The following is a 24759-nucleotide window of genomic DNA, read 5'->3' on the forward strand; positions in this document are numbered from 1 at the left end:
AAACTTATCCGAAGGCTGGAAACGACAGGCACGAGAGGGTTTTTCCATGAAGGCGACAGACCGGGCGTCACTCGATCAGTGGTATCCAATCGAGACGGAGGCCGAAATCCCCTACGGCACCTCGGCCAACCGGCTGCTCGGCACCGATCTCGTGGTGACCCGCACCGCGCAAGGCGAAGTGACCGTTCTTGCCGAAGGACAAGGCCTGCCGCTTCCGATCAAGCGCCGTTATGGCTATGTCTGGACCACGCTCGGCACGCCGGAAAAGGACATCTTTCCTATTGTGGAAGCAGACGAGCCGGATCGACGTTATGTGCCCTGCGGTGCCGTGTCGGTAAAGGCATCCGGCCTGCGCATCATCGAGAACTTTCTCGACATGGCGCATTTCCCCTTCGTCCACACCGATATTCTCGGCTCCGAACCGCATACGCAGGTGGAGCAGTACAATGTCGAAATCCGCCGCGATGTGGATGAAGTCTGGGCAACCAATTGCCAGTTCTTCCAGCCGCAGGCTGCCCTTTCGGCAAAAGACGGCCTGATGACCCAATATATCTACCGGGTGATGACGCCGTTCTCGACGCTGCTTTACAAGACCTGCCCGAATTCCGCCAACCGCTGGGATGTAATCTGCCTCTTCGTACAGCCGCTCGATCCGGGTCGTTGCCGCGCCCATCCGGTGATGTACCTGATCGACGACCAGTCGACCACGGCCTCGTTGATCCAGTTCCAGCAGCTGATCTTTCTGCAGGACCGCATTATTCTGGAAAACCAGCGCCCGGTTCTCCTGCCGATGGAAGCGCGATCCGAAATTCCGACGCGGGCAGATGCAAGCTCGATTGCCTATCGTCGCTGGCTGAAGGAAAAGGGCGTGACCTACGGCACATCGCTGCAGGCGGCCTGATGTTTCTCCACGATGATTGCGCCAGCGCTTGCGTTCTGAGGGCCGCAGATTTGACGGGAAGATCTGCATGCGCGATCTGAGGAACAAGGTGCTGCTGGCGAGCGGCTTTCACGCGCCGGTGCCGGGCGAGATCGAGGTTTTGAAGGACAGCCTCATTGTGCTCGATGGCGAAGGCATCATCCAATCTGTTCTTCGTCCGGGTGATGAGGCCTATGGGCTGCAAAAATCCGATGCCGAGCGGCAGGAACGCCTGTGCCGGCTGCCAGCGGAACATAGTCTGCTGCCGGGATTTGTCGATTGCCATGTACATGCGCCACAATATCCGCAGCTAGGCACGGCACTCGACGTGCCGCTCGAAACCTGGCTGCACACCTACACCTTTCCGCTCGAGGCACGTTACACCGATCTTGCCTTTGCGCGACGCGCCTATCGCCTGCTGGTCGAGGATCTCCTGGCAAACGGCACAACGACGGCGCTTTATTTCGCCACCATCCATCAGGATGCGACGCGGCTGCTGGTCGATATCTGCCTGGAGAAAGGCCAGCGCGCCCTGATCGGCAAGGTCGCGATGGACAACCCGGACGAATGCCCGGACTATTACCGCGATGCTTCGCCCGATGCGGCGATCAAGGGCACAAAGGCGCTGATCGATTATGTGCGCGCGCATCCGGACAATACCGCCGGCACCGTTTTGCCGGTGGTAACACCGCGTTTCATCCCGGCCTGCACGGATGCAACGCTTCAAGGTCTGGGTGAGCTTGCAACCGACTGCGGCTGCCATGTGCAGACCCATTGCTCGGAAAGTGACTGGGAGCATGGTTATGTGCTGTCCCGCCACGGCATGACCGATACGATGAGCCTCGATCGTTTCGGGCTTCTGACCCGGCGCAGCATGCTGGCCCATTCAAACCTTTTGACGCCTGACGACATGGAGCAGATCAAGGTGCGCCAAGCGGCGGTTGCCCATTGCCCGCTGTCAAATGCCTATTTTGCCGGCGCGGTGTTTCCGCTGCGGGCCGCACTCGAAAAGGGTCTGCATGTCGGGCTTGGCAGCGATATTTCCGGGGGGCCGAGCGCTTCGCTGCTGGAAAATATGCGAGCGGCCATCCTTGTCTCGCGAATGCTGGAAAGCGGCGTTGATGGCAATCTTCCACCCCATCTGAGGGCAAGCGGGGCAAAGGCCCGCATCGATTTTCGCCATGCTTTCCACGTGGCAACGGCTGGCGGCGGCAAGGCGCTGGATCTGCCGGTCGGCCAGTTCACGCCGGGCTATCGGTTCGACGCGATCACCATCGATCCGCAAGCGAATGGCGGCACGTTGCGCCTGTTCGACGGCGACGAGGGCAGCGAAGCGGCCTTGCAGAAAATCATTTTCACAGCCTCCCGCGCCAATATTGCCGCAGTTTACGTGGATGGCCGCAAGGTGGCGTAAGCGGCGGGCATCTGACTTGGCATGCTCTGCGAGGTTTCAGCCATGATGCATCGACATTTTCGAGCACGACGTCTTGACCTCGGTGTTCATCTTTTCGGTGCTCCCCATAAAAGGCGACGCGGTCAGTCGCCGACATGCCTGCTGACAGCATCGTAAACTTAACACGACGAAGACAAGATCTTGGATTGGCGCTTTGCCTCAGGCTCAACAAAGGCACGCGATTTGTCACCACGCTTTCATGGCCGTTGCTCTTTTTACGCTACGCCTTGCTGGTGGTTGCGCTCGCGTTTTCCGCCAGTTGCGCGGCCTCGACCGCCAGCTCGGCCAGAGCAAGGGCTGCTTCGCGGGTCTTTGCCGCCGCAATGAAGCGTCCATTGTGGCAGAAGATTGCCCCCGTCACGCCGCTTGCCGCTTCCAGATCCGCATTCGTGAGACCCGCCCAAGATGCGGGAAGATCTGCCCGCAGCGCAAAGCCGTCCTCGTCGCGCCGGATACCGGTGACACACCAGTCCGTGTCACGCGGATGCACGACAAAAAGCAGATGATCGGCGCCAGCCTTGATGATGGCCGGGCGAAAGGGCATGCCCATCGGCAACTCCAGAACGCGCCTGTCACCGGTGGCAGCAATCGCATCCAGCACAAGCGATTGCGCCCTGAGCTTGGCCGCGTGACGCCCAATGGCCGCCTCGACAAAATGACGGGCAATCGCCAGCGCCTGGTGAAATGCCCGGTCGTCCGCTTCCGGTTCACGGTCATCAAAGACCGGCTTCAGCGTTTCCAGCAGGGAGGGCAGCGTGAGACCGGCCAATAGTCCGGCACTGGAGGGGCTGAGCACACCATTGTCCACGAGATCGATCGGGAGGACAAAGCCCGCGTCAAATGCTGCGTGAACCTGATCGACATGACCATTCGGAACGCCGAAGGCCAGCAGGTATTCTCGACCGTAATGTTTCCAGATCAGGCCGAACGAGCTGTAGGGCTGTCCATCTTCGCGCAGCGGCGCGCCACGCTGGTGATGGTCGAAGATCGCTGCATCCGCATCATAGGCGCCACCGACATCATAGATGATCCGGTCCTTGGCTGACGTGATCCATTCGGGCGCGCGGCTGCGCACAAGGCGTGCTTGCGGGAAAAGCCGGGTGAGGATGACGCTGGACAACAGCTCATCGGCATGGAAGCCACCGGAATGCGTGACGAGGAAAGCCGGGATCATGAGCGGATGGACCTTGCTGGTTCGGGGCTGGTTGCGGGGCTGATTGCGCGCGCCGTTCTTGGCGACCAAGCCCATAGCCTGACACGGCAACAAGCTCAACCCGCACTGTTGGCATTATACCATCGGCCCTAGGAGCGATCGAAATTTGCTCGCGAGGGCGCTGCCAAGGGATGCAAATGTCGGAATCGAACCACTAGCGGCTGGCCATGCGCTGGGAGACGGTTGCCGTCGTCCAGTGATGCCATTGTTCCTCGGTGCCGGCAAACACGTTGAGATCGATCTTCTCGTTGACGCCCTGCGACAGTCCGGAGCCGGAATACTGCCAGAACACCCATTTGCGGCCCGGATAGATCTTCGACGGATGGGCCGCCACCGAACGTAGCCAGAAGGGATAATCGAGGAAGGCGTTCTGCAGATTGTCCTTGTAGAAATCCGGTGCCGTGTAGATCACCGGACGCTTGCCATAGTGGCGCTCCAGGATATCCATGAACACCTGCATCTTTTCGCGGATCTTCTCCGGCGACAGGCGACGCTTGCAATCGGACAGATGATTGTATTCCACATCGATAACCGGGGGCAGCGCATCGGGATCGTTCGGCACGTTACGGATGAACCATTCCGCCTGCTCACTGGCAACGCGGCACCAGTAGAAGAAGTGATAGGCGCCGCGCTTGACGCCGGCTTCCTTGGCGCGGTTCCAATTGGTCTTGAACATCGGGTCCAGATGGTCACCGCCATCTGTGGATTTGATATAGGCGAAGTTGGCGCCCTGCGAGCGCAGCTTCGGCCAGTCGATTTCGCCCTGCCAGCGCGAGACATCCACACCATGAACCGGGTGATGCTGCGGCGTGACGCGGCCGAAATTCATCGGCTTTGCATCGCGAAAGCGCTGGCTGTAGACGCGGCCACGCTTGATGTTCGGATTATAGGCTTCCGGTGCCGCCGGCATGGTGAGCGCAACGGGCCGGACGGCGGGGCTTGGCAGTCCCGCCTGCGGCGCATTGGTCGGGACGCCATGCGCCTGTGGCGTATTGCCGGCCCAGGCCAGTTCATGTGGTGCGGGAGCGGGCATTGCAACGGGCATGGGAGCGGGCGCGGCGACCGGCGCAGACAGGGGCGCACGTGCGGCTGCAACATCGCCAACCGGTGCCGGCGGCGCCATCGGCGATACGGCATTGGTGATCTCGCGCGACGGCGCCAGATTAAGGACCTCTTCCGGGTCGCTCGACCGGCAGCCGCCAAGAACGAGGCAGCCGATGACGATGGTGGATAGAGCCTTGATACGCATGAACACGGATACTCTGTACGCTTGGGACCGGACGAGGAGACTGTCTCGACCGTGACCACGGGTGGAGTTGCTAACAGAGGATTACCGGAAAAACCTAAATGCAAACTTTACCGGAAGGCGTGTTTCGTGTTTTTTAGCGATAGCTGATGATAAAATTCGCGTGTTCGTTGCGTCTATTGCAGCCGGTCGAGCGCTTTGTAATACAGGCCCACAAGCGGCAGGAACCAGGGCTTGCCGAAATGCCCGGGGACGGCTGGCCAGGAAAGACCGTTCAGCGGGTTGCGATCCGGCCGTCCGAGAATGGCATCGGCCAGCATTGTTCCCAGATGCGTGGAAAGCTGCGCACCATGGCCGGAATAGCCCATGCCAAACCAGATACCATCCTGGTAGCCGGCGCGCGGATAGCGGTCCTTCGTCATATCGACGAGGCCGCCCCAGCAATAATCAATCTCGACCTTTGCCAGTTGCGGAAAGATCGCCGCTAAGCTTGCGCGCAGGATCTCGCCGCTTTTGGCGTCCGATCGCTGGTCTGATGTGGCGGAAAACCGGGCTCGCCCGCCGAAGATCAACCGATTGTCCGGCGCAAGGCGCCAGTAATTGCCAATGTTCATGGAATTCACGCAGGTGCGGTTGCCGGGCATCACGTCTGCCACTTCCGCATCGCTCAGCGGTCGCGTGGCAATGATGAAACTGCCGACCGGAATGATGCGGCGGCGGAAATAGGCGAAATTCTTCGTCGTATAGCCACCCGTGGCGACAATGACATTGCCGGCGGTCAGGCGCCCGCGACTGGTTTCTATACCATGTTTGCCATTTGCCTGCGTATGGGCGGTCACAGTAGCGCCTTCGAAAATCGTCGCGCCATACCGGCTGGCGGCCTCTGCCAGTCCCACCACATAGCGCCCCATATGCATCATGGCGCTTTTCTTCGACAACATGGCGCCATGGAAGGGCGAGCCGAGTTCGCTTTCCAGGTCCCTGGTCGATAGAAGCGCGGTATCGGGATCGACCTCGGCATGGATTGCCTCGAAATTGCGGGCAATCGCGTCGAAATGCTGCGGTTTGGAGGCAAGTTTCAGCTTGCCGGCACGGCGGAAATTGCAGTCGATCTTTTCCTCGGCAATCAGATTTTCCAGCGTATCGATGGAATCATCGAGCGCCTGGTAGAGCGCAATGGCCCGTTCCTTGCCAAGCTCTGCCTTGGCGCCCAGATAGGAATGCGCCAAGCCATTGTTCAAATGTCCGCCATTGCGGCCGGATGCTCCAGAACCGATATGCTGCGCCTCCACGACGGCCACGCGCGCACCGGCTTTTGCCAGTTGCAGTGCAGCCCCAAGACCGGTGAAGCCGCCGCCGATCACGACGACATCATAATGGCCTTCGAGCGGGCTTGTGGCGGCGCCGGCAAAGCGGGGCGCCGTGTCGTGCCAGTAGGAGAGGAACTTCATCGGTTCATGCTTTCTTCAAAGACCGACAACGCCGGCAAGGCCCGAGATATCGGCAATCTCGACATAGCCATAATAGGGATTGGCCGGCTCATGGCCACGATTGACCCAGACCTTGTTCTTGACGCCGAGATCATGTGCCGACATCAGGTCATAGCGGAAGGAGGAGGAGACATGCAGCATGTCCTCCGGACCGCAGCCCAGCATGTCGAACATATATTCGAACGCCTTGAAGCGCGGCTTGTAGGCCTGTGCCTGTTCGGCGGTATAGACGGCATGGAAGGGAGCGCCAAGCTTGTCCACGTTCGACATGATCTGCGAATTCATGGCGTTTGACAGGATGACCAGCGGGATTTCGCGCGCAACCTTGGCAAGGCCGGCCGGTACATCGGCATGTGGACCCCAGGTCGGCACGCGTTCATAGACCATCAGGGCATCTTCCGGCTTGAAGGCGACATTATTGCGGGCGCAGGTGCGCTGAATGGCATTGTGCACCACTTCGGCATAGGGCTTCCAGTCGCCCATGATCTCGTCTAGCCGGTAGGCAGCAAAATTCTTGATGAACTGCGTCATCTCTTCCTCAGACAGACGCTCGCTATAGAGATCGCGTGCGGCTTCCGCCATCTGGAAGTTGATTAGCGTGCCGTAGCAATCGAAGCTGATGTATTTCGGGCGAAATGTCGTCATCGGGCGTGTCCTTCGAAAATGGAGACGTTGGAAGAGGCGTCTGATCGTGCTGCCGAGCATAGGCGCAGGCAACGCGCGCTTCGCACCCTATTTTCGTGCCCATAAAGCAGATTGTTGCGTATCTGGAGCCCGCAAAAGCAGAGAGTTGCGCCGCAAGCCGGGGCTCTCTGCCATTTCTCACGCAATTTCCTGCTTTGAGCCGGGCAAGGCATGTGGTGTGCGGCATAAGATGCGGTGATGGCAGCAGTGGACGGCGAAAGATGCCGTTGGTCCGCAAAGCTCGGGACGATCTTCTTGGGCTGCCCGTTTACACATGATGGGACAGACAAGGGAGACTAAGGTGCAGGCCGCAGTGATCGATCTTCAAGCCATGGAACCGCAGCATCTGGAAGGCGCGCTGATGCTGTCGCGCCAGGCCAAGTGGCCGCATCGCCTGGAAGACTGGCACATGCTGCTGACGCTCAGCCGCGGTCTTGTGCTGGTGGATGTCGGCCGGGTGATGGCGACGATATTTCTCACGCCCTTTGGCGAGGATGTCGCGACGATCAACATGGTCATCGTCGATGAGAGCCTGCGCGGTCGCGGCATCGGCAAGGCGCTGATGCAGGAGGCGCTGGCACTGGCTGGCGATCGCGAATGCCGGCTGGTGGCAACGACGGACGGCCTGCCGCTCTATCGAAAGCTTGGCTTCGTCGAGACCGGGAACATCCTGCAGCAGCAGGGGCCGCTCTCAACGGTGCCGCCAGCACCCGCCGATGTGATCTGGGCGCAGGATGCCGACCGGGCCGAGATCCTTGCGCTTGACCGTCACGCGCTGGGGGCGGATCGCTGCAATCTCATCGATTATCTGGCAGTCCATGGACGGATCGCAGTTCTGCGCCGTCATGGAGAGCTTGTCGGCTACGGTGTCATTCGCGATTTCGGCCGCGGCGAGGTGGTCGGTCCCGTGATTGCGCACGACAATGAAGACGCCCGTTCGCTGATTTCATTCCTGTTTTCGACGCGCCAGGCCGGAAGCTTCCTGCGTGTCGATACGACATCGGATGCCGGGCTTGCCGACTGGCTGTCCACCCACTGGCTGGTCAATGCCGGTGGCGGCATTGCCATGACCCGCGCCGGCAAACGATCGGCCTTGCCTTCTGATCCGACCATTCACCGTTTTGCCCTGGCAAGTCAGGCCCTGGGCTGAAGAGAGAAGACCATGTTCAGCAATTCACTCATCGAACTTGACCGTGCCCACCTGATCCATCCCGTCGCCTCCTATCGCGGGCACGAGGCTGCCGGTGTGCGGGTGATCGCCTCGGCCAGGGGCGCGACCGTGACGGATGCGCAGGGCCATCAGATGATCGACGGTTTTGCCGGTCTTTGGTGCGTCAATGCCGGCTATGGCCATGAAAGCATCGTGGAAGCTGCCGCCAAGCAGATGCGCGAACTGCCCTATGCCACCGGATATTTCGGGCTGGGCAGCGAAGCCGCCATCCGCTTTGCCGCAGAACTTGCCGAGCGCACGCCGGGCGACCTCAATCACGTCTATTTCACGCTGGGCGGATCGGATGCCGTTGATAGTACCGTGCGCTTCATCCGCTATTTCTACCATTCCCAGGGCCGGCCACAGAAAGACCAGTTCATTTCGATGATGCAGGGCTATCACGGCTCCTCGACCGTCGGCGCTGGCCTCACCGCCCTTCCCGCTTTCCATGCCGGCTTCGGCCTTCCCTTCGACTGGCAGCACAAGATCCCCTCCCCCTATCCCTATCGCAATCCCGTCGGCACGGATGGCGCAGCCATTATCGAGGCGTCCAAGGCCGCCCTTCGCCAGAAGGTGGAAGAGCTTGGCCAGGAGCGGGTTGCGGCCTTCTATGCCGAGCCGATCCAGGGTTCCGGTGGCGTGATCGTTCCGCCGGATGGCTGGCTGAAGGCCATGCGCGATCTTTGCCGCGAACTCGATATCCTGTTCGTTGCCGATGAGGTGATTACAGGATTTGGCCGGACGGGCCCGCTGTTTGGCTGCGCGCATGAAGATGTGGTGCCTGACCTGATGACGACGGCCAAGGGCCTCACCTCCGGCTATGTGCCGATGGGTGCGGTCTTCATGTCCGAGCATGTCTACAACACGATTGCCGATGGCGCCGGTGCGGCAGCCGTCGGTCACGGCTATACCTATTCGGCACATCCCGTCAGTGCGGCCGTCGGTCTTGAGGTGCTGAAGCTTTACGAGGGCGGGATCCTTGAAAATGGCCTGAAGGCTGGCGCACGCCTGATGGCGGGTCTCAACAGCCTTGCCGATCATCCGCTGGTGGGGGATGTGCGCGGTCGCGGCATGCTGGCCGCTATCGAACTGGTGACCGACAAGGACAAGAAGACGCCGCTGCCGGCATCCGCCGAGCCGGCCAAGCGGATCTTCGACCGAGCCTGGAACAATGGGCTGATTATCCGCGCCTTCGCCAATGGTGCGCTGGGCTATGCGCCGCCGCTCTGCTGCACCGATGACGAGATTGACGCCATCATTGCGCGCACCCGAAAGACACTGGACCAGACGCTGGAGGATCCGGACATTCGCGCCGTGATGGCCTGAGACGACAAGGGCCTTGCCGCGAAATACCGCGAAGCGCCCGGATTCGGAATTTTCTGCCGCCGCAGCTTGCCCATTCAGCGCACAAGCTGCGGCCTTCCTGCCAAACTGCTCTTCAACAATAGACGGAAAGCCCGGAAAACATGGGCATCCGCAAGGGAACGCGGAAGATCCCGGAACGGGTGCCGCAATATAAAATTCTGCAGGCGGGGTTTTGCCACGCCGGCGTTGAGGGTGATGACATGACAAGGCCTCTTGCCGATTTCAAATATCTGAGCTTCGATGTCGTCGGCACGCTGATCGATTTCGAAGGTGGCATCAAGGAATGCCTGGCGCAGATCGCTGCCGAATCTGGTGTCAGCATCGATGGCGAGGCAGCGCTCACATTTTACCGTTCAGCGCGCTATGCCGATGATGCCGGTCTGTTTCCCGATGATCTGGTGCGCGTCTACCTGGCGATTGCGCCGGAACTCGGCCTGCCGGCTGAAAAGATCCTCGGCGAGCGCCTGCGTGATTCCGCCAAAACCTGGAAGGCCTTTCCCGATAGCGCCGAAGCGCTGGCCACGCTTTCCGCACGCTACAGGCTGATCGCCATGACCAATGCGCGGCGCTGGGCCTTTGAGCATTTTTCGCAAGCGCTGGGCAATCCCTTCTATCGCGGCTTTACCGCCGATGATACCGGCACGGAAAAGCCCGACCCGGCCTTCTTCCATCAGGTCTTTGCCTTCGTGCAATCTGAAGGGTCAAGCAAGGACGATATCCTGCATGTGGCGCAGAGCCAGTACCACGATATCGGCATATCGCGGACACTCGGGATGACCAATTGCTGGATCGAGCGCCGTCACGCCCAAAAGGGTTATGGCGGCACAATCGAGCCGGAAAGCTTCACGACGCCCGATTACCACTTCACCTCCATGGCCGGCCTTGCCGAGGCAAGTGCTGCCTGAAGGCCCGCGCCAATTCATTACCGCAGTCAAAAGCGGCAGGCATGCACCATCAACAAAAAGGGGAATGCACATGACTGATAAGGTTACCAACTGGACCGGCGCAGACGATGCCATGGTCGAAAATGCCATTCGTCGGGGCGCCACGCGCCGCGAACTTCTGCAACTGATGCTGGCCGGTGGTGTTGCGGCCTCGGCAAGCGGACTGATCCTCGGTCGCGCCGGTTCTGCCATGGCGGCAACGCCCGTCAAGGGCGGATCGCTCAAGGCTGCCGGCTGGTCTTCCTCCACGGCTGACACGCTCGACCCGGCCAAGGCATCGCTTTCGACCGATTATGTCCGCTGCTGCGCCTTCTACAACCGACTGACCTATCTCGACAAGACCGGCGTTCCGCAGATGGAACTGGCCGAAAGCATCGACAGCAAGGATGCCAAGGTCTGGATCGTCAAGCTGCGCAAGGGCGTGACCTTCCACAATGGCAAGACGCTGTCTTCGGCCGACGTCGTCTATTCGATGAACCGTCACCTCGACAAGGCGACCGGTTCCAAGGTCAATTCCATCGCCAAGCAGATGACCGAGATCAAGGCGATCGATGATCTGACCGTACAGATCACACTGGCCAATCCGAATGCCGACCTGCCGACGATTCTGGCCATGCATCACTTCATGATCATTGCCGACGGCACGACGGACTTCACCAAGGCCAACGGCACCGGCGCGTTTACCTGCGAAGTGTTCGAGCCGGGTGCACGCTCGGTCGGCCTGCGCAATGCCAACTATTTCAAGTCCGGCGGCGCACATCTCGACTCTTTCGAATTCTTCGGCATCCCGGATGATTCCGCCCGCGTCAATGCGCTTCTCTCTGGCGATATCCAGCTGGCAGCGGCGATCAACCCGCGCTCGATCCGTCTCGTCGAAAGCCAGCCGGGCGTGGTTCTGTCCAAGACAACGTCAGGTAACTACACCAATCTCAACATGCGCCTCGACATGACGCCCGGCGACAAGGCTGGCTTTATCGAAGGCGTCAAGCATCTGCTGAACCGCGAGCAGATCCAGAAGTCGGCCCTGCGCGGTCTTGCCGAGGTTGCCAATGACCAGCCGGTTTCGCCGGCCAGCATCTACCACAACAAGGATCTGAAGCCGAAGGCCTTCGATCCAGACAAGGCAAAGGCGCTGTTCCAGAAGGCAGGGCTGATCGGCCAGAGCATTCCGGTCGTGGCCTCCGAAGCTGCCGGTTCCTCCATCGACATGGCGATGATCCTGCAGCAGGCCGGCACCGAGATCGGCATGAAATTCGATGTCCAGCGCGTGCCCTCCGATGGCTACTGGTCGAATTACTGGCTGAAGGCGCCGATGCATTTCGGCAATATCAACCCGCGTCCGACCCCGGATATCCTGTTCTCGCTGCTCTACGCTTCGGATGCGCCGTGGAACGAAAGCCAGTTCAAGTCGCCGAAATTCGACAGCATGCTGATCGAGGCCCGCGGCCTTCTGGATATCGCCAAGCGCAAGGAAATCTATAACGAGATGCAGGTGATGATTGCCGACCAGGCCGGCACTGCCATCCCGGTCTACCTGTCGAACGTCGATGCCATCTCGGCCAAGCTGAAGGGTCTGGAAGCCAATCCGCTCGGCGGCATGATGGGTTACTCCTTTGCGGAGTATGTCTGGCTCGAAGCCTGATCCTCACCGTGTACGGTATGCGTGAGGGCGACTGCTTCGCCCTTGCGCATGCTATCATTGATCTCGTCGAGGTCAGGTCACAGGAATGGGGTCATCGATGAACAGGCATGTTCTCAATCTCGTGCTCGCACGTCTGATGATCGCGGTCATCACATTGCTCATCGTGTCGTTCACGGTGTTTGCCGCCACCGTGCTTTTGCCCGGCGATGTTGTGGAAGTTCTGCTGGGCCAAGCGGCAACGCCGGAAGCGGTGGCCGGTCTGCGGGCCGCCATGCATCTGGACGATCCGGCCATCTGGCGTTTCATCCAGTGGCTTGGCGGCATATTCACCGGCGATTTCGGCATTTCCTATGCCAATAACATGCCGGTGGCGGACCTGATCGGCCCGCGGCTTGCCAATTCCCTGAAGCTTGCAGGCATTACCACGCTCGTCTCCGTTCCGGTGGCGCTGACGCTTGGCATCACGGCTGCTATGTGGCGCGGTTCCTGGTTTGACCGCAGCGTGACGATCCTCTCCATCGGCATCGTATCCGTGCCGGAATTCATGGTGGCAACCTCTGCCGTTCTGGTCTTTGCCGTCTATCTGAAGTGGTTGCCGGCACTGTCCTTCGCCAATGAGATCCACACCTTCGGCCAGTTGCTGCGGGTCTATGCCATGCCGGTGATCACGCTCTCCTTCGTCATCTCCGCTCAGATGATCCGCATGACGCGGGCCGCCGTCATCGATACGCTGAACACACCCTATGTCGAAATGGCACTGCTGAAGGGCGCATCGCGCAAGCGACTGGTGCTGAAACATGCGCTTCCCAATGCGCTTGGCCCCATCGTCAATGCGGTTGCCCTCTCCCTCTCCTATCTGCTTGGCGGCGTCATCATCGTTGAGACGATCTTCAACTATCCAGGCGTTGCCAAGCTGATGGTCGATGCAGTCTCCACCCGCGACCTGCCGCTCATCCAGACCTGCGCCATGCTGTTTTGCATCGTCTATCTGTTCCTGATCACCACGGCAGACATCATCGCGATCCTGTCCAATCCGAGGCTGAGATAGTCATGGTGCGATCATTTTTCTCTCTGCGCGCCGCCGGCTATCGTTTCAATCTCGTTGGTCTCATCGGTTTCTGCCTTGTGGCGGGCTGGGCGATCGTTGCGCTTTCGGCACCGCTCATCATCCCCTACCCGATCGGTGAAATCGTCGATTACGATTATTTCGGCCCGATCAGCGGACAGTTCTGGCTCGGATCCGATTATCTTGGCCGCGATATCCTGTCGCGCATCCTGATGGGCGCCCGCTATACAGTCGGCATTTCGCTGCTTGCCGTGATGATCTCCTGCAGTGTCGGCGTCACGCTCGGCATGACGGCGGCCGTCATCGGCGGCTGGCTGGATACGCTGCTCAGCCGCTTCCTCGATGCGCTGAACTCCATTCCGAGCAAGCTCTTCGGCCTTGTCGTCGTCGCCGGTATCGGCTCGTCCATCCCGGTCCTGGTCTGCACGCTGGCTGTGATTTACACGCCCGGCGCCTATCGCTTTGCCCGTGCGCTTTCCGTCAATATCAACACGATGGATTTCGTCACTGTATCGCGGGCACGCGGCGAGGGCACGTTCTTCCTTATCCGTTCGGAAATCCTGCCCAATATTATCGGGCCGGTTCTCGCCGATCTTGGTCTGCGTTTCGTGTTCATCGTGCTGCTCCTATCGGGTCTCTCCTTCCTCGGGCTCGGCGTCCAGCCACCGAATGCCGATTGGGGAGCACTGGTGCGCGAGAATATCGGCGGCCTGCCGTTTGGCGCGCCAGCCGTGATGTTTCCCAGCATCGCGATTGCCAGCCTCACCATCGGCGTCAATCTGCTGATCGACAACCTTCCCCAGAAAATCCGCGATCGGAGCCAGTGATGACCAATCTCGTGGAAATTCGGGATCTGAAGATCGAAGCCAAGAGCGATGCCGGACGCATCATCGAGATCATCCGCGGCGTGAGCTTCGATATTGCCGAGGGCGAAATCGTCGCGCTGATCGGCGAAAGCGGCTCGGGCAAGACGACGATTGCGCTGAGCCTCATGGGCTATGCCCGCAGCGGCTGCCGTATCAGCGGCGGTTCCGTAACATTGGCCGGCAAGGACATGGTCACGCTGTCTGAGCGCGCCCGCGCCAAGGTGCGCGGCACGGAGGTTTCCTATGTGCCGCAAAGTGCGGCCGCCGCCTTCAATCCGGCACAGACCATCATGGAGCAGGTGATCGAGATCACCCGCATTCACGATCTGATGCCGCCGGCGCAAGCAGAAGCGCGGGCTGTTGATCTGTTCAAGGCCTTGAGCCTTCCCAATGCAGAAACCATCGGCAGCCGCTATCCGCATCAGGTCTCCGGCGGCCAGTTGCAGCGGCTTTCTGCCGCGATGGCGCTGATTGCTGATCCGAAGCTCGTCATCTTCGATGAACCGACGACGGCGCTGGATGTAACGACGCAGATCGAGGTTTTGCGCGCCTTCAAATCCGTGATGAAAAAGAGCGCCATCGCCGGCATCTATGTCTCACATGACCTTGCCGTCGTTGCCCAGATTGCTGACCGCATCGTTGTGCTGAAGGGTGGCGAGATCCAAGAGATCGGCACGACCGAACAGATCCTCAAAGCGCCGGCCCATGCCTATACGCGTGAGCTTCTGGCCGCCTTTGAGCCGAAACATTATGCCAGGCCGCTTGCCGAGACGGTTGCTTCACCCAAGCCGCCGCTTCTCGAAGTCCTGGATATCACAGCGGGCTATGGCCCGATCCAGGTCGATGGCCTGCCGCTGATGAAGGCCTTGAAATCGGTCAGTTTCCGGCTGGAGGCCGGGCGTAATCTCGGCGTGATCGGTGAATCCGGTTGCGGAAAATCGACGCTTGCGCGGGTGATTGCCGGCATCCTGCCGCAGGCGAAAGGCGATATCATTTTTGACGGACGGCAGATGGCGCAGACGGCTGCCGCACGCCAGAAGGAAGAGTTACGCAAGCTGCAAATGGTTTTCCAGTTTGCCGATACGGCGCTCAACCCGTCGAAATCGATCGGCGATATTCTTGGGCGGCCGCTCAGCTTCTATCACGGCATGAATGCGCGGGCGCGCGAAGCGCGCATCGGCCAGTTGCTGGATATGGTGCGCCTGCCCAGCACCGTGCGGCACCGGCGGGCAGCCGAACTGTCCGGCGGCCAGAAACAGCGCGTCAACCTGGCGCGGGCGCTTGCCGCCGATCCGAAACTCATCCTCTGCGACGAGATCACGTCTGCGCTCGATACGGTGGTGGCCGCCGCCATTCTCGATCTTCTGAAGGAATTGCAGCGCGAGCTTGGCCTATCCTACATGTTCATCAGCCATGATCTTTCGACGGTGCGGGCGATCTGCGACGAAGTGATCGTCATGTACCAGGGCGAAAAGGTCGAGGACATGCCGACCGGTCTCGATCAGGGGCCGCAACATCCCTATTCCAAGCTGCTCTTTTCATCCGTGCCGAAGCTCGATCCGGGCTGGCTCGACGGTCTGGAACAGGACCCGGAACTGGTGCGCGCCTTCGCCAAACGCTGAGCGCCAAGGCTTCAAGGGGCGGAGAACAGGGTCGTCAGCGGCATATGCGCCTTGGTGATCGGTGATTTCAGCACGACGAAGCTGAAATATTTGTCGATGCCGATTTCCATGTCGATCAGTCGTTCCATGATCGTCTGATATTCGACGATGCCGGCGGTGACGAATTTCAAGAGGTAGTCGTAGCCGCCCGACACAAGATGGCATTCGATGACCGAATCCACTTTTTCGACGGCGGCGAGAAAGCGGGCAAAATCGATCTGGCGATGGTTCTTCAACGTCACTTCGGTAAACACGGTCAAGGTCTGGCCAAGCTTTGCCACGTTGATCTGCGCCGAATAGCCGATGATATAGCCTTCGCTCTGCAGCTTTTTCACCCGCATCAGGCAGGGGCTTGGGGACAGGTTTACAAGGTCGGCCAGTTCGACATTGGTGATGCGCCCGTTCTTCTGCAGTTCGGAGAGGATCTTGATGTCGATACGGTCCAGTTTCATCGGTCTCTCCGGAGTGCACGGCAAGGGCCGGGCTTGAAACAGCATTTTATGCGCCACGCCATTCCAAGCAAGCACCCAAGGCATGTTCTTTTCCATTTAAACCTATGAAATTTCAGTGTGCAATTATACACCGGCATGCCGATGTTCTGCGGCATCAAATGCTGTGAACAGGCCTTTTGCAGCATGCGCGGATGTCGTTTGCCGTTAATATCGGACTGCTATTCGGAGAAAGATCATGCCCGCGCCGCTTCTACACATCGAGACGTCCCAGCCGCTGCCAGCTCAAGCGGATGCGGTGGTGATCGGCGCCGGCATTGTCGGCGTGTTTTCCGCCTATTACCTGGCCAGACGCGGCCTGAAAGTGGTGCTGCTGGAAAAGGGCCGTATCGGCGCCGAGCAATCCAGCCGCAACTGGGGTTGGTGCCGCCAGCAGAACCGCGATGCGCGCGAACTGCCGATTTCCACCAAGAGCCTGGCCCTATGGGACGAATTTGCCGCCGAAAGCGGCGAGGATACCGGTTTTCGCCGCTGTGGGCTTGTCTATCTCAGCAATGACGATGCCGAACTTGCCGGCTGGGCAAAGTGGGGCGAGTTTGCCAAAAGCGTTGGCGTCACCACGCATATGCTGTCGGCCGCGCAGGCGTCAGCACGCGCCGCCGCAACCGGCCAAAGCTGGAAGGGCGGCGTATTTTCTCCGACAGATGGCACGGCAAATCCTGAGCGGGCGGCGCCCGTCGTTGCTCGTGCGATTATCAAGCTCGGTGGTTCCGTACACCAGATGTGCGCGGCCCGTGGGCTTGAGACGGAGGGCGGCAAGGTGTCCGGCGTTGTGACCGAATCTGGCACCATTCGCACACCGCTTGTGGTTCTGTCGGGTGGCGCCTGGGCATCGTCCTTCTGCCGGCAGCTTGGCATCCGTTTTCCGCAGGCCTCCATCCGCTCATCCATTCTGGAAGTGCGGATCGGAAAGGGCAGCCTGCCGGATGCGCTGCACACCAAACAGGTCTCAGTGACCCGCCGCGGCGAGGATCATCTGCGGCTGGCCATCAGCGGCAAGGCGCGCGTCGATCCAACGGCCCAGCAATTGCTGTTTGCCCAGTATTTTCTGCCGATGTTTGCCAAGCGCTGGCGATCGCTCGCCCCCGGCGGGCTACAGGGTCTGTTGTCTGGGCATGAGAGCCTGTCGCGCTGGGCGCTGGATCAGGCAACGCCCATGGAGCGCAACCGCATTCTTGATCCCAAACTCGACCGGGCGCAGATCGAGCTGACGCTTTCCCGCGCGCGCGCTCTTCTGCCGGAACTTCAGACTGCACCGGTTGCCGCCGCCTGGGCCGGCTATATCGACAGCACGCCGGATGGTGTGCCGGTGATTGCCGATGTGCCGAGCCTTCCGGGCTTCGTGCTGGCAGCCGGCTTTAGCGGCCATGGCTTCGGCATCGGGCCAGGCGCTGGCCATCTGGTTGCCGATATCGTCACAGGCGGTGCGCCGATCGTCGATCCCCGTCCCTATCGCCTGGAACGGTTGAACGACGCTGCCTGGGGCAAGGTCGCGGAATTCTGATCAAGGGTATGGTTTCTCCAGGTTTTTCCCGGCTAATCCTAACCACTGATTAATCATGTCCCATTTTGGGTTTCATCAGAATTGGTGAATGTAACGCGAAACTGACCGGAAACGCTGAGATATAGCGGGCTTATCCTTTTGTTTTCATGACTTAATATTGAATTTTTTTGCAAAATTCAGCCGTATTTATGCGTCTCCCAAGCATTAGCAATTTGATAACGCATACTTCCTAGTTTGCCCCTGTCTCCATGCGGGGGACCCAAGGCAATGATGGCCCTGGTGATGAAACATGGGGTTTGGCGACATGCAGTTCGTCTCTATGCCGGCAATCATTGCGGGCGCACTTGGTATATTTCTGTTGTGGCTGCCAATGAGCCTTCAGGCTCAACTTGTGCTGAGCCTGACTGTGCTGGGCCTGATGCTGCTCTTCATGACGCGGCCAGACAGCAAGACCTTCCGGCAACTTTCCTTCGTCTTTGCGGCCATCATTGCGCTGCGCTATGCTTACTGGCGCACGACAGAGACGCTTCCCGACATTGCCGAACCCATCAACTTCATTCCCGGCCTCATTCTCTATCTGGCCGAGATGTATTGCCTGGTGATGCTCGCCATCAATTTCTTCATCGTCGCAGATCCCTTGAAGCGGGAGCGTCCCGACATGCCGGATGTGGCAGACCTGCCGACGGTCGATGTTTTTGTTCCCTCCTATAACGAGGCGCCGGACCTTCTGGCGCTGACGCTGGCCGCCGCCAAGGCACTGGACTATCCGCGCGAAAAACTGAAAGTCTACCTGCTGGACGATGGCGGCACCGATGCCAAATGCGCTCACAGCGATCCGCGCGTGGCGCATGCCGCCCGCCGCCGTCGCATGGAATTGCAATCACTCTGTCAGGCGCTTGGCGTGCATTATCATGCAAGAGCCCAGAACGACCACGCCAAGGCCGGCAATCTGAATGCAGGTTTGAAGGTCTCCACCGGTGACCTGGTCGTGGTGTTTGACGCCGACCACGCACCGGTTCGTGAGTTCCTGCGCGAAACGGTCGGCTATTTTGCCAAGGACGATCGGCTCTTCCTGGTGCAGACGCCGCATTTCTTCCTTAATGCCGATCCGCTGGAAAAGAACCTCGATACCTTTGCGCGCATGCCATCGGAGAACGAGATGTTTTATTCCATCGTCCAGCGTGGTCTGGACAAATGGAACGCCTCCTTCTTCTGCGGCTCTGCAGCCGTCCTTCGGCGTGCCGCACTCAATGAGACGGACGGGTTTTCCGGCCAGTCGATCACCGAGGATTGTGAAAGTGCGCTGGCGCTCCATTGCCGCGGCTGGCACAGCGTCTATGTTGACAAGCCGCTGATTGCCGGCCTGCAGCCGGAAACGCTGGTGTCCTTTATCGGCCAGCGCGTTCGCTGGGCGCAGGGCATGTTGCAGATCCTGACGCTGAACCGGCCCTTCCTGCAACGGGGCCTCACCGTTGCGCAGCGCATCTGCTACGCGGGTACGAACCTTTTCTGGCTCTTCCCCATGACGCGGCTGACTTTCATGTTCGCGCCGCTTCTCTACATCTTCTTTTCCCTGCAGATCTTCCAGGCCAATATCGTCGAGTTCATCTGCTATACGCTGACCTATCTCGTCTCGTCCTTTGCCATGCAGAGCTATCTCTTCGGTCGTGTGCGCTGGCCCTGGGTGTCCGAGCTTTACGAATATGTGCAGTCGGTCATGCTGTTCGGCGCCATTATCAGCGTCGTGCGCAATCCGCGAAAGCCGACCTTCAATGTCACGGCCAAGGGCCAGACGCTGGAAACGAGCAAGCTTTCGCCGCTCGCAGGCTCTTACTTCGCCATTTTCATCCTGCTGTTTGGCGCAACCGTCTATGCCATCTGGCGCTACCTGACCGAAGCCATGCCATCCGAACTGCTGCTGATCGTCATCGGCTGGAACCTCATCAATACGGGGCTTGCCGGGGCGGCACTTGGCGTGGTTGCCGAACGGCGGGAGCGGCGGCGCAACCAGCGGCTTACCGTGCAACGCCATGCACTGGTGCATGTCGATGAGAAATCCTATGCGGCAATCGTCAACGATGTGTCCAGCGGCGGCATCCAGATCGAGTTCTTCGAAGGCGTCCCGGACGGGATGGCTCAGGGCAAGACAGCGACGCTGGAACTGCGCCGGCAGGGCCGGGCGCTCAAGACGGAAATCGTCTGCCGCAGCGCGCATTCCGGCCAAGCGCACCCAAATTTCGGCTTTGCCTATAGCGAGCGCACGCCCGACACTTTCGTGATGATTGCCGAGATGATGTATTGCGACCAATCCCGCCTGCAGGAGCGCCTGACCCGACGCCAGAAGCCGGCCGGGTTCTTTCTTGGCACGGCCCGCTTTGCCTTCTGGACTGTGCGCGAAACGCTGCGTGCCTTTGTCTATGCCTTCGGTCTGGTCCGCGAAACGACGCAAACATCCCATCCGGATGCGGAATTGCAGCTTCAACCTGCACGGCTGAGCGGGCAGGACGGCCTGGGTGATACGAATGGCGTACCGGTGCTGAAGGAGCTCAGCTATGCGTAATCTCGCAGTTCTGACTGCCGTTCTTTTGGGTGGCGTGGTGCATGCTGCACTGGCTGATGCCGATACCTCTCTTTTGACCGGTCAGGCGGATGCGGCGCCTGAGCTGGCTCAATCCACCCAGCCGGGGGACAGCAGTTCGTCCCAAAAGATCTTGCCGTTTGTGCAATCCGCCTCGCAAATGCGCCTGACCGGCGAGGATGACACGCGCCGCCTGCACGTCTATCTGGCGGCTGATCAGGCGAAGGCTGCGGGCTTTGTCCGCATCGCCTATACCAATGCGGTTTCCGTTCTGCCGGATGGTGCAACGCTCTCTGTCAGCGTCAATGACACGGCGGTTTCATCGCTGCCGATCCGTTCGCCGCAAGGATTGACGACGCATGATGTGAAGATTGATGCGAAGCTGCTGCATGCGGGATGGAACACGATCACGCTAAGGGCGCGCCAGCACCACCGCGTCGATTGCTCCATGGAGGCGGTCTACGAGCTCTGGACCCAGATCGATCCGGTTCAAAGCGGTTTCGTGACGCAGGCCAAGGTGTCCAGCGCCGATCCGTCCATCCTGATGTCTGCCGGAAGAACCGACACTGGCCTGACGGAATTGCGGGTCATCGGCCCGACAGGTGCGACGGAGGCCATGGCGCGGCAATCGCTACCGGTTATCCAGTCGCTGGCACTTCTTTTGGGGCGGGACGATATCAAGGTCGTCTTTGCCGAAGCGGCAAGCGGCAAGCCCGGCATCGAGCTCTATATGGGCGATCCGGCGGGCAAGCTGCAATCGCCGGAGGCCCGCAGTATACTGAGCACAGCGCCTGCCGGCCTTTCCCAGCAGGATCTCGGCAATGGGCGCATTCGCGTCGTGTTGCGCGGCGCCTCGGAACAAGCCATGGCAACGGCCCTTGTGCAGGCCATCAATGGTCCCTTCCAGCCAGTGATGATCGGTGCCAAGGCGCTGGCGCAGACCTCGCACATCATGGCGGACAAACCCGGTCGCACGAGCCTGGGAGCGCTCGGTCACTCGGCTGATGCCTTTGCCGGACGGCTGTTTCGTACGAGCGTCGAGATTGTCATGCCGGAAGATTTTTATCCGGGCGATTATGCGGCGGTCAACATGCGGCTGAGTGCAGCTACGGCACCAAAACTGCTGCCCGGCGCGCAGCTTGTGGTGCGCGTCAACGAAAAGGCCGTGACGAGCCATTCGCTATATGCGGCAGATGGCGTAACTCTGCGCGACAAATCCATCGATCTACCGCTGCGGGCCTTCCATCCCGGTATCAACAAGGTGGATGTGCTGGCCGAATTGCCGCGCGAAGATGACAAAGCCTGCGACCTTGCCGCGCGCGACGAGGAGCGGCCGCGCTTCCTGCTCCTGTCCGAGACGAGCTTCGACATCCCCTCGCTTGCCCGTGCGGGACGTCTGCCGGATCTTGCAGCCTTTGCCGGGCGTGGCTACCCGTTCAACCGGCAGGACAAGGTTCAGCTCTTTGTGGAGCGCGCGAGCCCCGCGCAGCTGAGCGTGGCCGCGACGCTTCTGGTGCGGCTGGCGCTTGGCGCCCAACATCCCGTTTCCACGAACCTGCGCATCGGTGCGCCCGGCGCAGATCTGGCCGGCACGGCGCTTGTGGTTGGAACCGACGATCCGTCCATGGCGGAACTGGATGGCAAGAGCCTGCGAGCAGCCCGCTTTGCCTCTGCCGGGTTCGACAGCGTGACGACAGGATCGGTTGCCAGTACGCAAGCCATTCCGGGTTCGAATGCGGGCGCCGACATGCAGATGCTGCTGCAGGCCTTCCAGGATAAGACAGCTGACGAGCGCGGTGATCCTTCCGTTGTGGCTCGTGTCATGGACGGGCTGCAACGCGCATCCGACATGGTCAACAGCTGGCTTGAATACCGGGATGTTGCCGATCAGCCGCCGCATTTGAAGGCGTCCGAGGCTCTGGCGACGATCGTGCAGACCGGCAACGGTGCTCTCTCCTCGACTGTGACCACAGTCAGCGCAGCCAATGAAGATGACCTTCAGCAGGGTGTCGATGCCCTGACGGAGCCATCGGCCTGGAACACGTTGCGGGGTGGTTCCGCGCTGGTGCGACGCTCGGATCTTGCCGTCGTCAGCATTCAGCCATCCGCCTACAGCTTCTACCCTCTGACGGATACCAGCCTTGGCAATCTGCGTCGGCTGGCGGCTGCCTGGTTGTCCGATCATTTCATCGTCTATGTCGGCCTCATCCTCCTGCTGATCGGCAGCTTCGGCCTCTGGCTCGGCTATATCGTTCCCCGCAAAGGTGTGAGGACTGTTCCATGATATCGCCCAAGATGATCCTGTCGCGTCAGCTGTCGATGACGCTGGTGCTGACCCTGCTGGCGCAAGGGGCTTGCGCCGAAACCCTGCTGCCGTTGCAAAGCATGCCGCCCCAGCAACCGGCAGCCGGCGAGAGCAAGGCAGTTTCGGATGGGCCGGATGCGGTGGAACTGGCCGCCCTTTATTATTATGTGCGGCAGGGCGAGAAGCAGCGCGTCGAGCGGGAGATCCAGCGGATCGGTCTGAAGTTTCCGCAGTTTGTCGTGCCGGATGATCTCTATCAGCCGGCAGACGAGAAGAAGGTCGACGAAAGCTCGCTTTGGCGCGCCTACGAAAACGACGATTATGACGCAATCGAGCGGGAGATCACGAGGCTTGCCACGGCCAATCCGGGCTGGGAGCCTTCTGTCGATTTTCGCGAGAAGCTGGAGCGTCGCAAACTGCGCTACGACATGACAACGGCAAGCGAGGCGAAGAACTGGTCCGATGTGATTGCAGCCGGCAAGGATCTCGATCCGAAGACGGAGACGGAGGTCGATCTTCTCTGGATGCTGATCGATGCCTATAAAGGCAGCGACATGGCAACCGCGGCAGCGCCGATCTATCGCGGCATCCTGTTTCGGCCGGCAGAACAGCGGCTGAGCGATGATGTGATCCTGACGACGCTGCAAAAGGCGGTGGAAGATTTCCCGGCATCCGAATTGCGCCAGGTCATGCGGCTTGTCGCCCCCTCCCCTGAACTCAGCAGCCGCATGCAGGGTCTATCGCTTGATCTCATGCGGCGCGACATTGCCGATTATGCGGCGGGACGTGCGGACGCCACGGAACCAGCACCCGTCACGCTGCTGACCATTCGCCGGTCAGCCGATGCGACCGGCGGCGAAAAGGACCAGCTTCTGCTCGGTTGGTACTATCTGAAGGCCAAGCAGAACAAGGAGGCCGAAGCCTGGTTCAGCCGGTCATTGCAAGCGGCTCCATCCACCGAAGCCCTGAAAGGGCTGGTTCTGGCGCTGACCGCCGAAGGGCGCAATGAGGATGCCTTCCGCAGCGTGGTCTCTCATCTGGAGCTTGCGGCGGCAGATTGGGAGAGTTTTCTGCCCAGTCTCTCCTTCGCCTTCCAGGCGGGTGAACGCTCCGCCGTGGAGCCGGAGGTCGCCAAGGCCTATGCGCAGGCGATCCAGTCGGCCCAGTCGCCGGAAAACGCCGAGATTCTCGGTTGGTATGCTTATAATTCCCGCCAGTTCGAGGGGGCCGCCGCCTGGTTCGGCAAATCCTTCGAATGGAAACCTTCAGCTGGCAGCCTGAAGGGGCTGGCGCTGACGCTGATCCAGCAGAAGGATCGCAGCGGGCTCGATCAGCTGAAAATCCGTCATGAAAGCGCCTATCCGCAGGTTTTCGCAGAGCTGAAAACGGCTGCGGCTCCCTCGGGCGTCAAGGGGCAGGCCGTCGGCGAGCCGTCGCATCAGGCGCCGCCGCGCTATCTGGCCAGTTTCCTCGCCAAGCGCTACGGCGATTGCGTCACTGATCTGGCACGTCTGGAGGCCCGCAAGAGCCTGAGCCCTGATGAACAGTTGACGCGTGGCTGGTGCATGCTGGGGCTTGAACGTCTTGCCGAAGCGCGCAAGGCCTTCGAGGCAGCCCTGCCCGCCAGTGGCGGCAAGGGGGATGACGCAGCATATGGGCTGGGGCTTACTCTGCTTGCGGCAAAGCTGACGGATGACGCGGATGCACTTCTGTCGCGCCACAACCTGACGCCGGCCCGCGAACGCGAACTGCGCTCGGAAATCCTCTGGCAACGCGCCCGCACGGCCTTTGACCAGAAGCAGTATCCGCAGGTTCTATCTGCCTTGAACCAGCGTCTGCAGATTGCGCCGGAAACGGTCGGCATGAGCCAGATGCGGGCCTGGACACATTACCATCTCGGCAATCTTGGCCAGTCGAAGGCCATCTTCACCGAGCTGAACAAGGTGGTGCAGGACCCGGCCAATCAGCGCGGATTGACCTCCATCAACGAAAGAGCGGGAATTTACCGGTGAAGATCTGGCCCTTGGTTCTTGTCCTCCTTGCCCCATTAACGGGCTGTGTCACCGAAAACGATCCCTGGCTGACAAAGAGCGCCGGCGGGCTG

The 24759-nt window shown here is 60.2% G+C and carries 18 protein-coding genes; 13 read left to right on the forward strand and 5 right to left on the reverse strand.

The features are described 5' to 3' along the window. The first annotated feature begins 46 nt into the window (after positions 1-46). Both E8M77_RS11825 and guaD read left to right on the forward strand, forming a co-directional pair. A complete protein-coding gene (locus E8M77_RS11825; protein ID WP_137130838.1) occupies positions 47-901 on the forward strand; it encodes an aromatic ring-hydroxylating dioxygenase subunit alpha in 855 nt (284 codons plus the stop codon). Between the two features lie 67 nt (positions 902-968). Beyond that, entirely contained in the window at positions 969-2333 is a 1365-nt protein-coding gene (gene guaD / locus E8M77_RS11830; RefSeq protein ID WP_137130839.1) for a guanine deaminase, read from the forward strand. A 259-nt stretch (positions 2334-2592) separates the two neighbouring features. Here the strand turns inward: guaD and E8M77_RS11835 are convergent, their stop codons facing one another. The 4 genes from E8M77_RS11835 to E8M77_RS11850 form a co-directional block, all read right to left on the reverse strand. Continuing rightward, positions 2593-3546, reverse strand: coding sequence for an MYG1 family protein (locus tag E8M77_RS11835; RefSeq protein ID WP_137131092.1), 954 nt, complete (start codon positions 3544-3546; stop codon positions 2593-2595). A 193-nt stretch (positions 3547-3739) separates the two neighbouring features. Further along, positions 3740-4834 carry a GH25 family lysozyme gene (locus tag E8M77_RS11840; RefSeq protein WP_137131093.1) on the reverse strand — a complete coding sequence of 365 codons (1095 nt, stop codon included), beginning with the start codon at positions 4832-4834 and terminating at the stop codon, positions 3740-3742. A gap of 173 nt (positions 4835-5007) precedes the next feature. After that, the gene (locus E8M77_RS11845; protein ID WP_137130840.1) at positions 5008-6282 is read right to left on the reverse strand and encodes an FAD-binding oxidoreductase; all 1275 of its coding nucleotides are present in this window, start codon (positions 6280-6282) and stop codon (positions 5008-5010) included. Positions 6283-6297: 15 nt separating this feature from the next. Then, positions 6298-6966 carry a haloacid dehalogenase type II gene (locus E8M77_RS11850; RefSeq protein WP_137130841.1) on the reverse strand — a complete coding sequence of 223 codons (669 nt, stop codon included), beginning with the start codon at positions 6964-6966 and terminating at the stop codon, positions 6298-6300. Positions 6967-7306: 340 nt separating this feature from the next. On the opposite strand from E8M77_RS11850, the gene E8M77_RS11855 reads away from it, so the two are divergent. The 7 genes from E8M77_RS11855 to E8M77_RS11885 all read left to right on the forward strand — a co-directional run bounded on the left by E8M77_RS11855 (position 7307) and on the right by E8M77_RS11885 (position 15720). Then, entirely contained in the window at positions 7307-8155 is an 849-nt protein-coding gene (locus tag E8M77_RS11855; protein WP_137130842.1) for a GNAT family N-acetyltransferase, read from the forward strand. A gap of 12 nt (positions 8156-8167) precedes the next feature. Further along, positions 8168-9541 (forward strand): aspartate aminotransferase family protein, encoded by a 1374-nt coding sequence (locus E8M77_RS11860; protein ID WP_137130843.1) that lies wholly within the window; start codon positions 8168-8170, stop codon positions 9539-9541. A 239-nt stretch (positions 9542-9780) separates the two neighbouring features. Continuing rightward, positions 9781-10485, forward strand: a complete 705-nt coding sequence (locus E8M77_RS11865; protein WP_170975830.1) for an HAD-IA family hydrolase — start codon at positions 9781-9783, stop codon at positions 10483-10485. A 70-nt stretch (positions 10486-10555) separates the two neighbouring features. Then, positions 10556-12166, forward strand: coding sequence for an ABC transporter substrate-binding protein (locus tag E8M77_RS11870; protein WP_137130845.1), 1611 nt, complete (start codon positions 10556-10558; stop codon positions 12164-12166). 97 nt (positions 12167-12263) lie between these two features. After that, positions 12264-13214: an ABC transporter permease gene (locus E8M77_RS11875; RefSeq protein ID WP_137130846.1), complete on the forward strand. Its 951-nt coding sequence runs from the start codon at positions 12264-12266 to the stop codon at positions 13212-13214. A 2-nt stretch (positions 13215-13216) separates the two neighbouring features. Continuing rightward, on the forward strand, positions 13217-14059 hold the full coding sequence (locus E8M77_RS11880; RefSeq protein ID WP_137130847.1) for an ABC transporter permease: 843 nt from the start codon (positions 13217-13219) through the stop codon (positions 14057-14059). Then, positions 14059-15720 carry an ABC transporter ATP-binding protein gene (locus E8M77_RS11885; RefSeq protein WP_137130848.1) on the forward strand — a complete coding sequence of 554 codons (1662 nt, stop codon included), beginning with the start codon at positions 14059-14061 and terminating at the stop codon, positions 15718-15720. Before E8M77_RS11880 ends, E8M77_RS11885 begins: the two co-directional genes overlap by 1 nt. A gap of 11 nt (positions 15721-15731) precedes the next feature. Here E8M77_RS11885 and E8M77_RS11890 read toward each other — a convergent pair whose 3' ends face one another. Beyond that, positions 15732-16211 (reverse strand): Lrp/AsnC family transcriptional regulator, encoded by a 480-nt coding sequence (locus E8M77_RS11890; RefSeq protein ID WP_137130849.1) that lies wholly within the window; start codon positions 16209-16211, stop codon positions 15732-15734. A 235-nt stretch (positions 16212-16446) separates the two neighbouring features. Here E8M77_RS11890 and E8M77_RS11895 point away from each other — a divergent pair, with 235 nt between their 5' ends. From E8M77_RS11895 to E8M77_RS11910, 4 genes are all read left to right on the forward strand, one after another. Then, entirely contained in the window at positions 16447-17772 is a 1326-nt protein-coding gene (locus tag E8M77_RS11895) for an FAD-binding oxidoreductase (protein WP_137130850.1), read from the forward strand. Between the two features lie 289 nt (positions 17773-18061). Beyond that, on the forward strand, positions 18062-20332 hold the full coding sequence (gene bcsA / locus E8M77_RS11900) for a UDP-forming cellulose synthase catalytic subunit (protein WP_246659231.1): 2271 nt from the start codon (positions 18062-18064) through the stop codon (positions 20330-20332). Further along, positions 20325-22634 carry a cellulose biosynthesis cyclic di-GMP-binding regulatory protein BcsB gene (locus tag E8M77_RS11905; RefSeq protein WP_137130851.1) on the forward strand — a complete coding sequence of 770 codons (2310 nt, stop codon included), beginning with the start codon at positions 20325-20327 and terminating at the stop codon, positions 22632-22634. Before bcsA ends, E8M77_RS11905 begins: the two co-directional genes overlap by 8 nt. Continuing rightward, positions 22631-24667: a hypothetical protein gene (locus tag E8M77_RS11910; protein WP_137130852.1), complete on the forward strand. Its 2037-nt coding sequence runs from the start codon at positions 22631-22633 to the stop codon at positions 24665-24667. The genes E8M77_RS11905 and E8M77_RS11910 overlap by 4 nt, the downstream gene beginning before the upstream one ends. The last annotated feature ends 92 nt before the right edge of the window (positions 24668-24759 follow it).

Origin of the sequence: Rhizobium sp. FY34, from assembly GCF_005222845.1 — a bacterium.
In the GTDB taxonomy this organism is placed as follows: domain Bacteria; phylum Pseudomonadota; class Alphaproteobacteria; order Rhizobiales; family Rhizobiaceae; genus Neorhizobium.

Excerpts from the sequence above, each read along its gene's own strand:
- E8M77_RS11840 (WP_137131093.1), bottom strand. The coding sequence starts at position 4,834 with ATGCGTATCAAGGCTCTATCCACCATCGTCATCGGCTGCCTCGTTCTT.
- E8M77_RS11875 (WP_137130846.1), top strand. The coding sequence starts at position 12,264 with ATGAACAGGCATGTTCTCAATCTCGTGCTCGCACGTCTGATGATCGCG.
- E8M77_RS11880 (WP_137130847.1), top strand. The coding sequence starts at position 13,217 with ATGGTGCGATCATTTTTCTCTCTGCGCGCCGCCGGCTATCGTTTCAAT.
- E8M77_RS11895 (WP_137130850.1), top strand. The coding sequence starts at position 16,447 with ATGCCCGCGCCGCTTCTACACATCGAGACGTCCCAGCCGCTGCCAGCT.
- E8M77_RS11905 (WP_137130851.1), top strand. The coding sequence starts at position 20,325 with ATGCGTAATCTCGCAGTTCTGACTGCCGTTCTTTTGGGTGGCGTGGTG.
- E8M77_RS11845 (WP_137130840.1), bottom strand. The coding sequence starts at position 6,282 with ATGAAGTTCCTCTCCTACTGGCACGACACGGCGCCCCGCTTTGCCGGC.
- E8M77_RS11860 (WP_137130843.1), top strand. The coding sequence starts at position 8,168 with ATGTTCAGCAATTCACTCATCGAACTTGACCGTGCCCACCTGATCCAT.
- E8M77_RS11850 (WP_137130841.1), bottom strand. The coding sequence starts at position 6,966 with ATGACGACATTTCGCCCGAAATACATCAGCTTCGATTGCTACGGCACG.
- guaD (WP_137130839.1), top strand. The coding sequence starts at position 969 with ATGCGCGATCTGAGGAACAAGGTGCTGCTGGCGAGCGGCTTTCACGCG.
- E8M77_RS11865 (WP_170975830.1), top strand. The coding sequence starts at position 9,781 with ATGACAAGGCCTCTTGCCGATTTCAAATATCTGAGCTTCGATGTCGTC.
- E8M77_RS11835 (WP_137131092.1), bottom strand. The coding sequence starts at position 3,546 with ATGATCCCGGCTTTCCTCGTCACGCATTCCGGTGGCTTCCATGCCGAT.
- E8M77_RS11910 (WP_137130852.1), top strand. The coding sequence starts at position 22,631 with ATGATATCGCCCAAGATGATCCTGTCGCGTCAGCTGTCGATGACGCTG.
- E8M77_RS11870 (WP_137130845.1), top strand. The coding sequence starts at position 10,556 with ATGACTGATAAGGTTACCAACTGGACCGGCGCAGACGATGCCATGGTC.
- E8M77_RS11890 (WP_137130849.1), bottom strand. The coding sequence starts at position 16,211 with ATGAAACTGGACCGTATCGACATCAAGATCCTCTCCGAACTGCAGAAG.
- bcsA (WP_246659231.1), top strand. The coding sequence starts at position 18,062 with ATGGGGTTTGGCGACATGCAGTTCGTCTCTATGCCGGCAATCATTGCG.
- E8M77_RS11825 (WP_137130838.1), top strand. The coding sequence starts at position 47 with ATGAAGGCGACAGACCGGGCGTCACTCGATCAGTGGTATCCAATCGAG.
- E8M77_RS11885 (WP_137130848.1), top strand. The coding sequence starts at position 14,059 with ATGACCAATCTCGTGGAAATTCGGGATCTGAAGATCGAAGCCAAGAGC.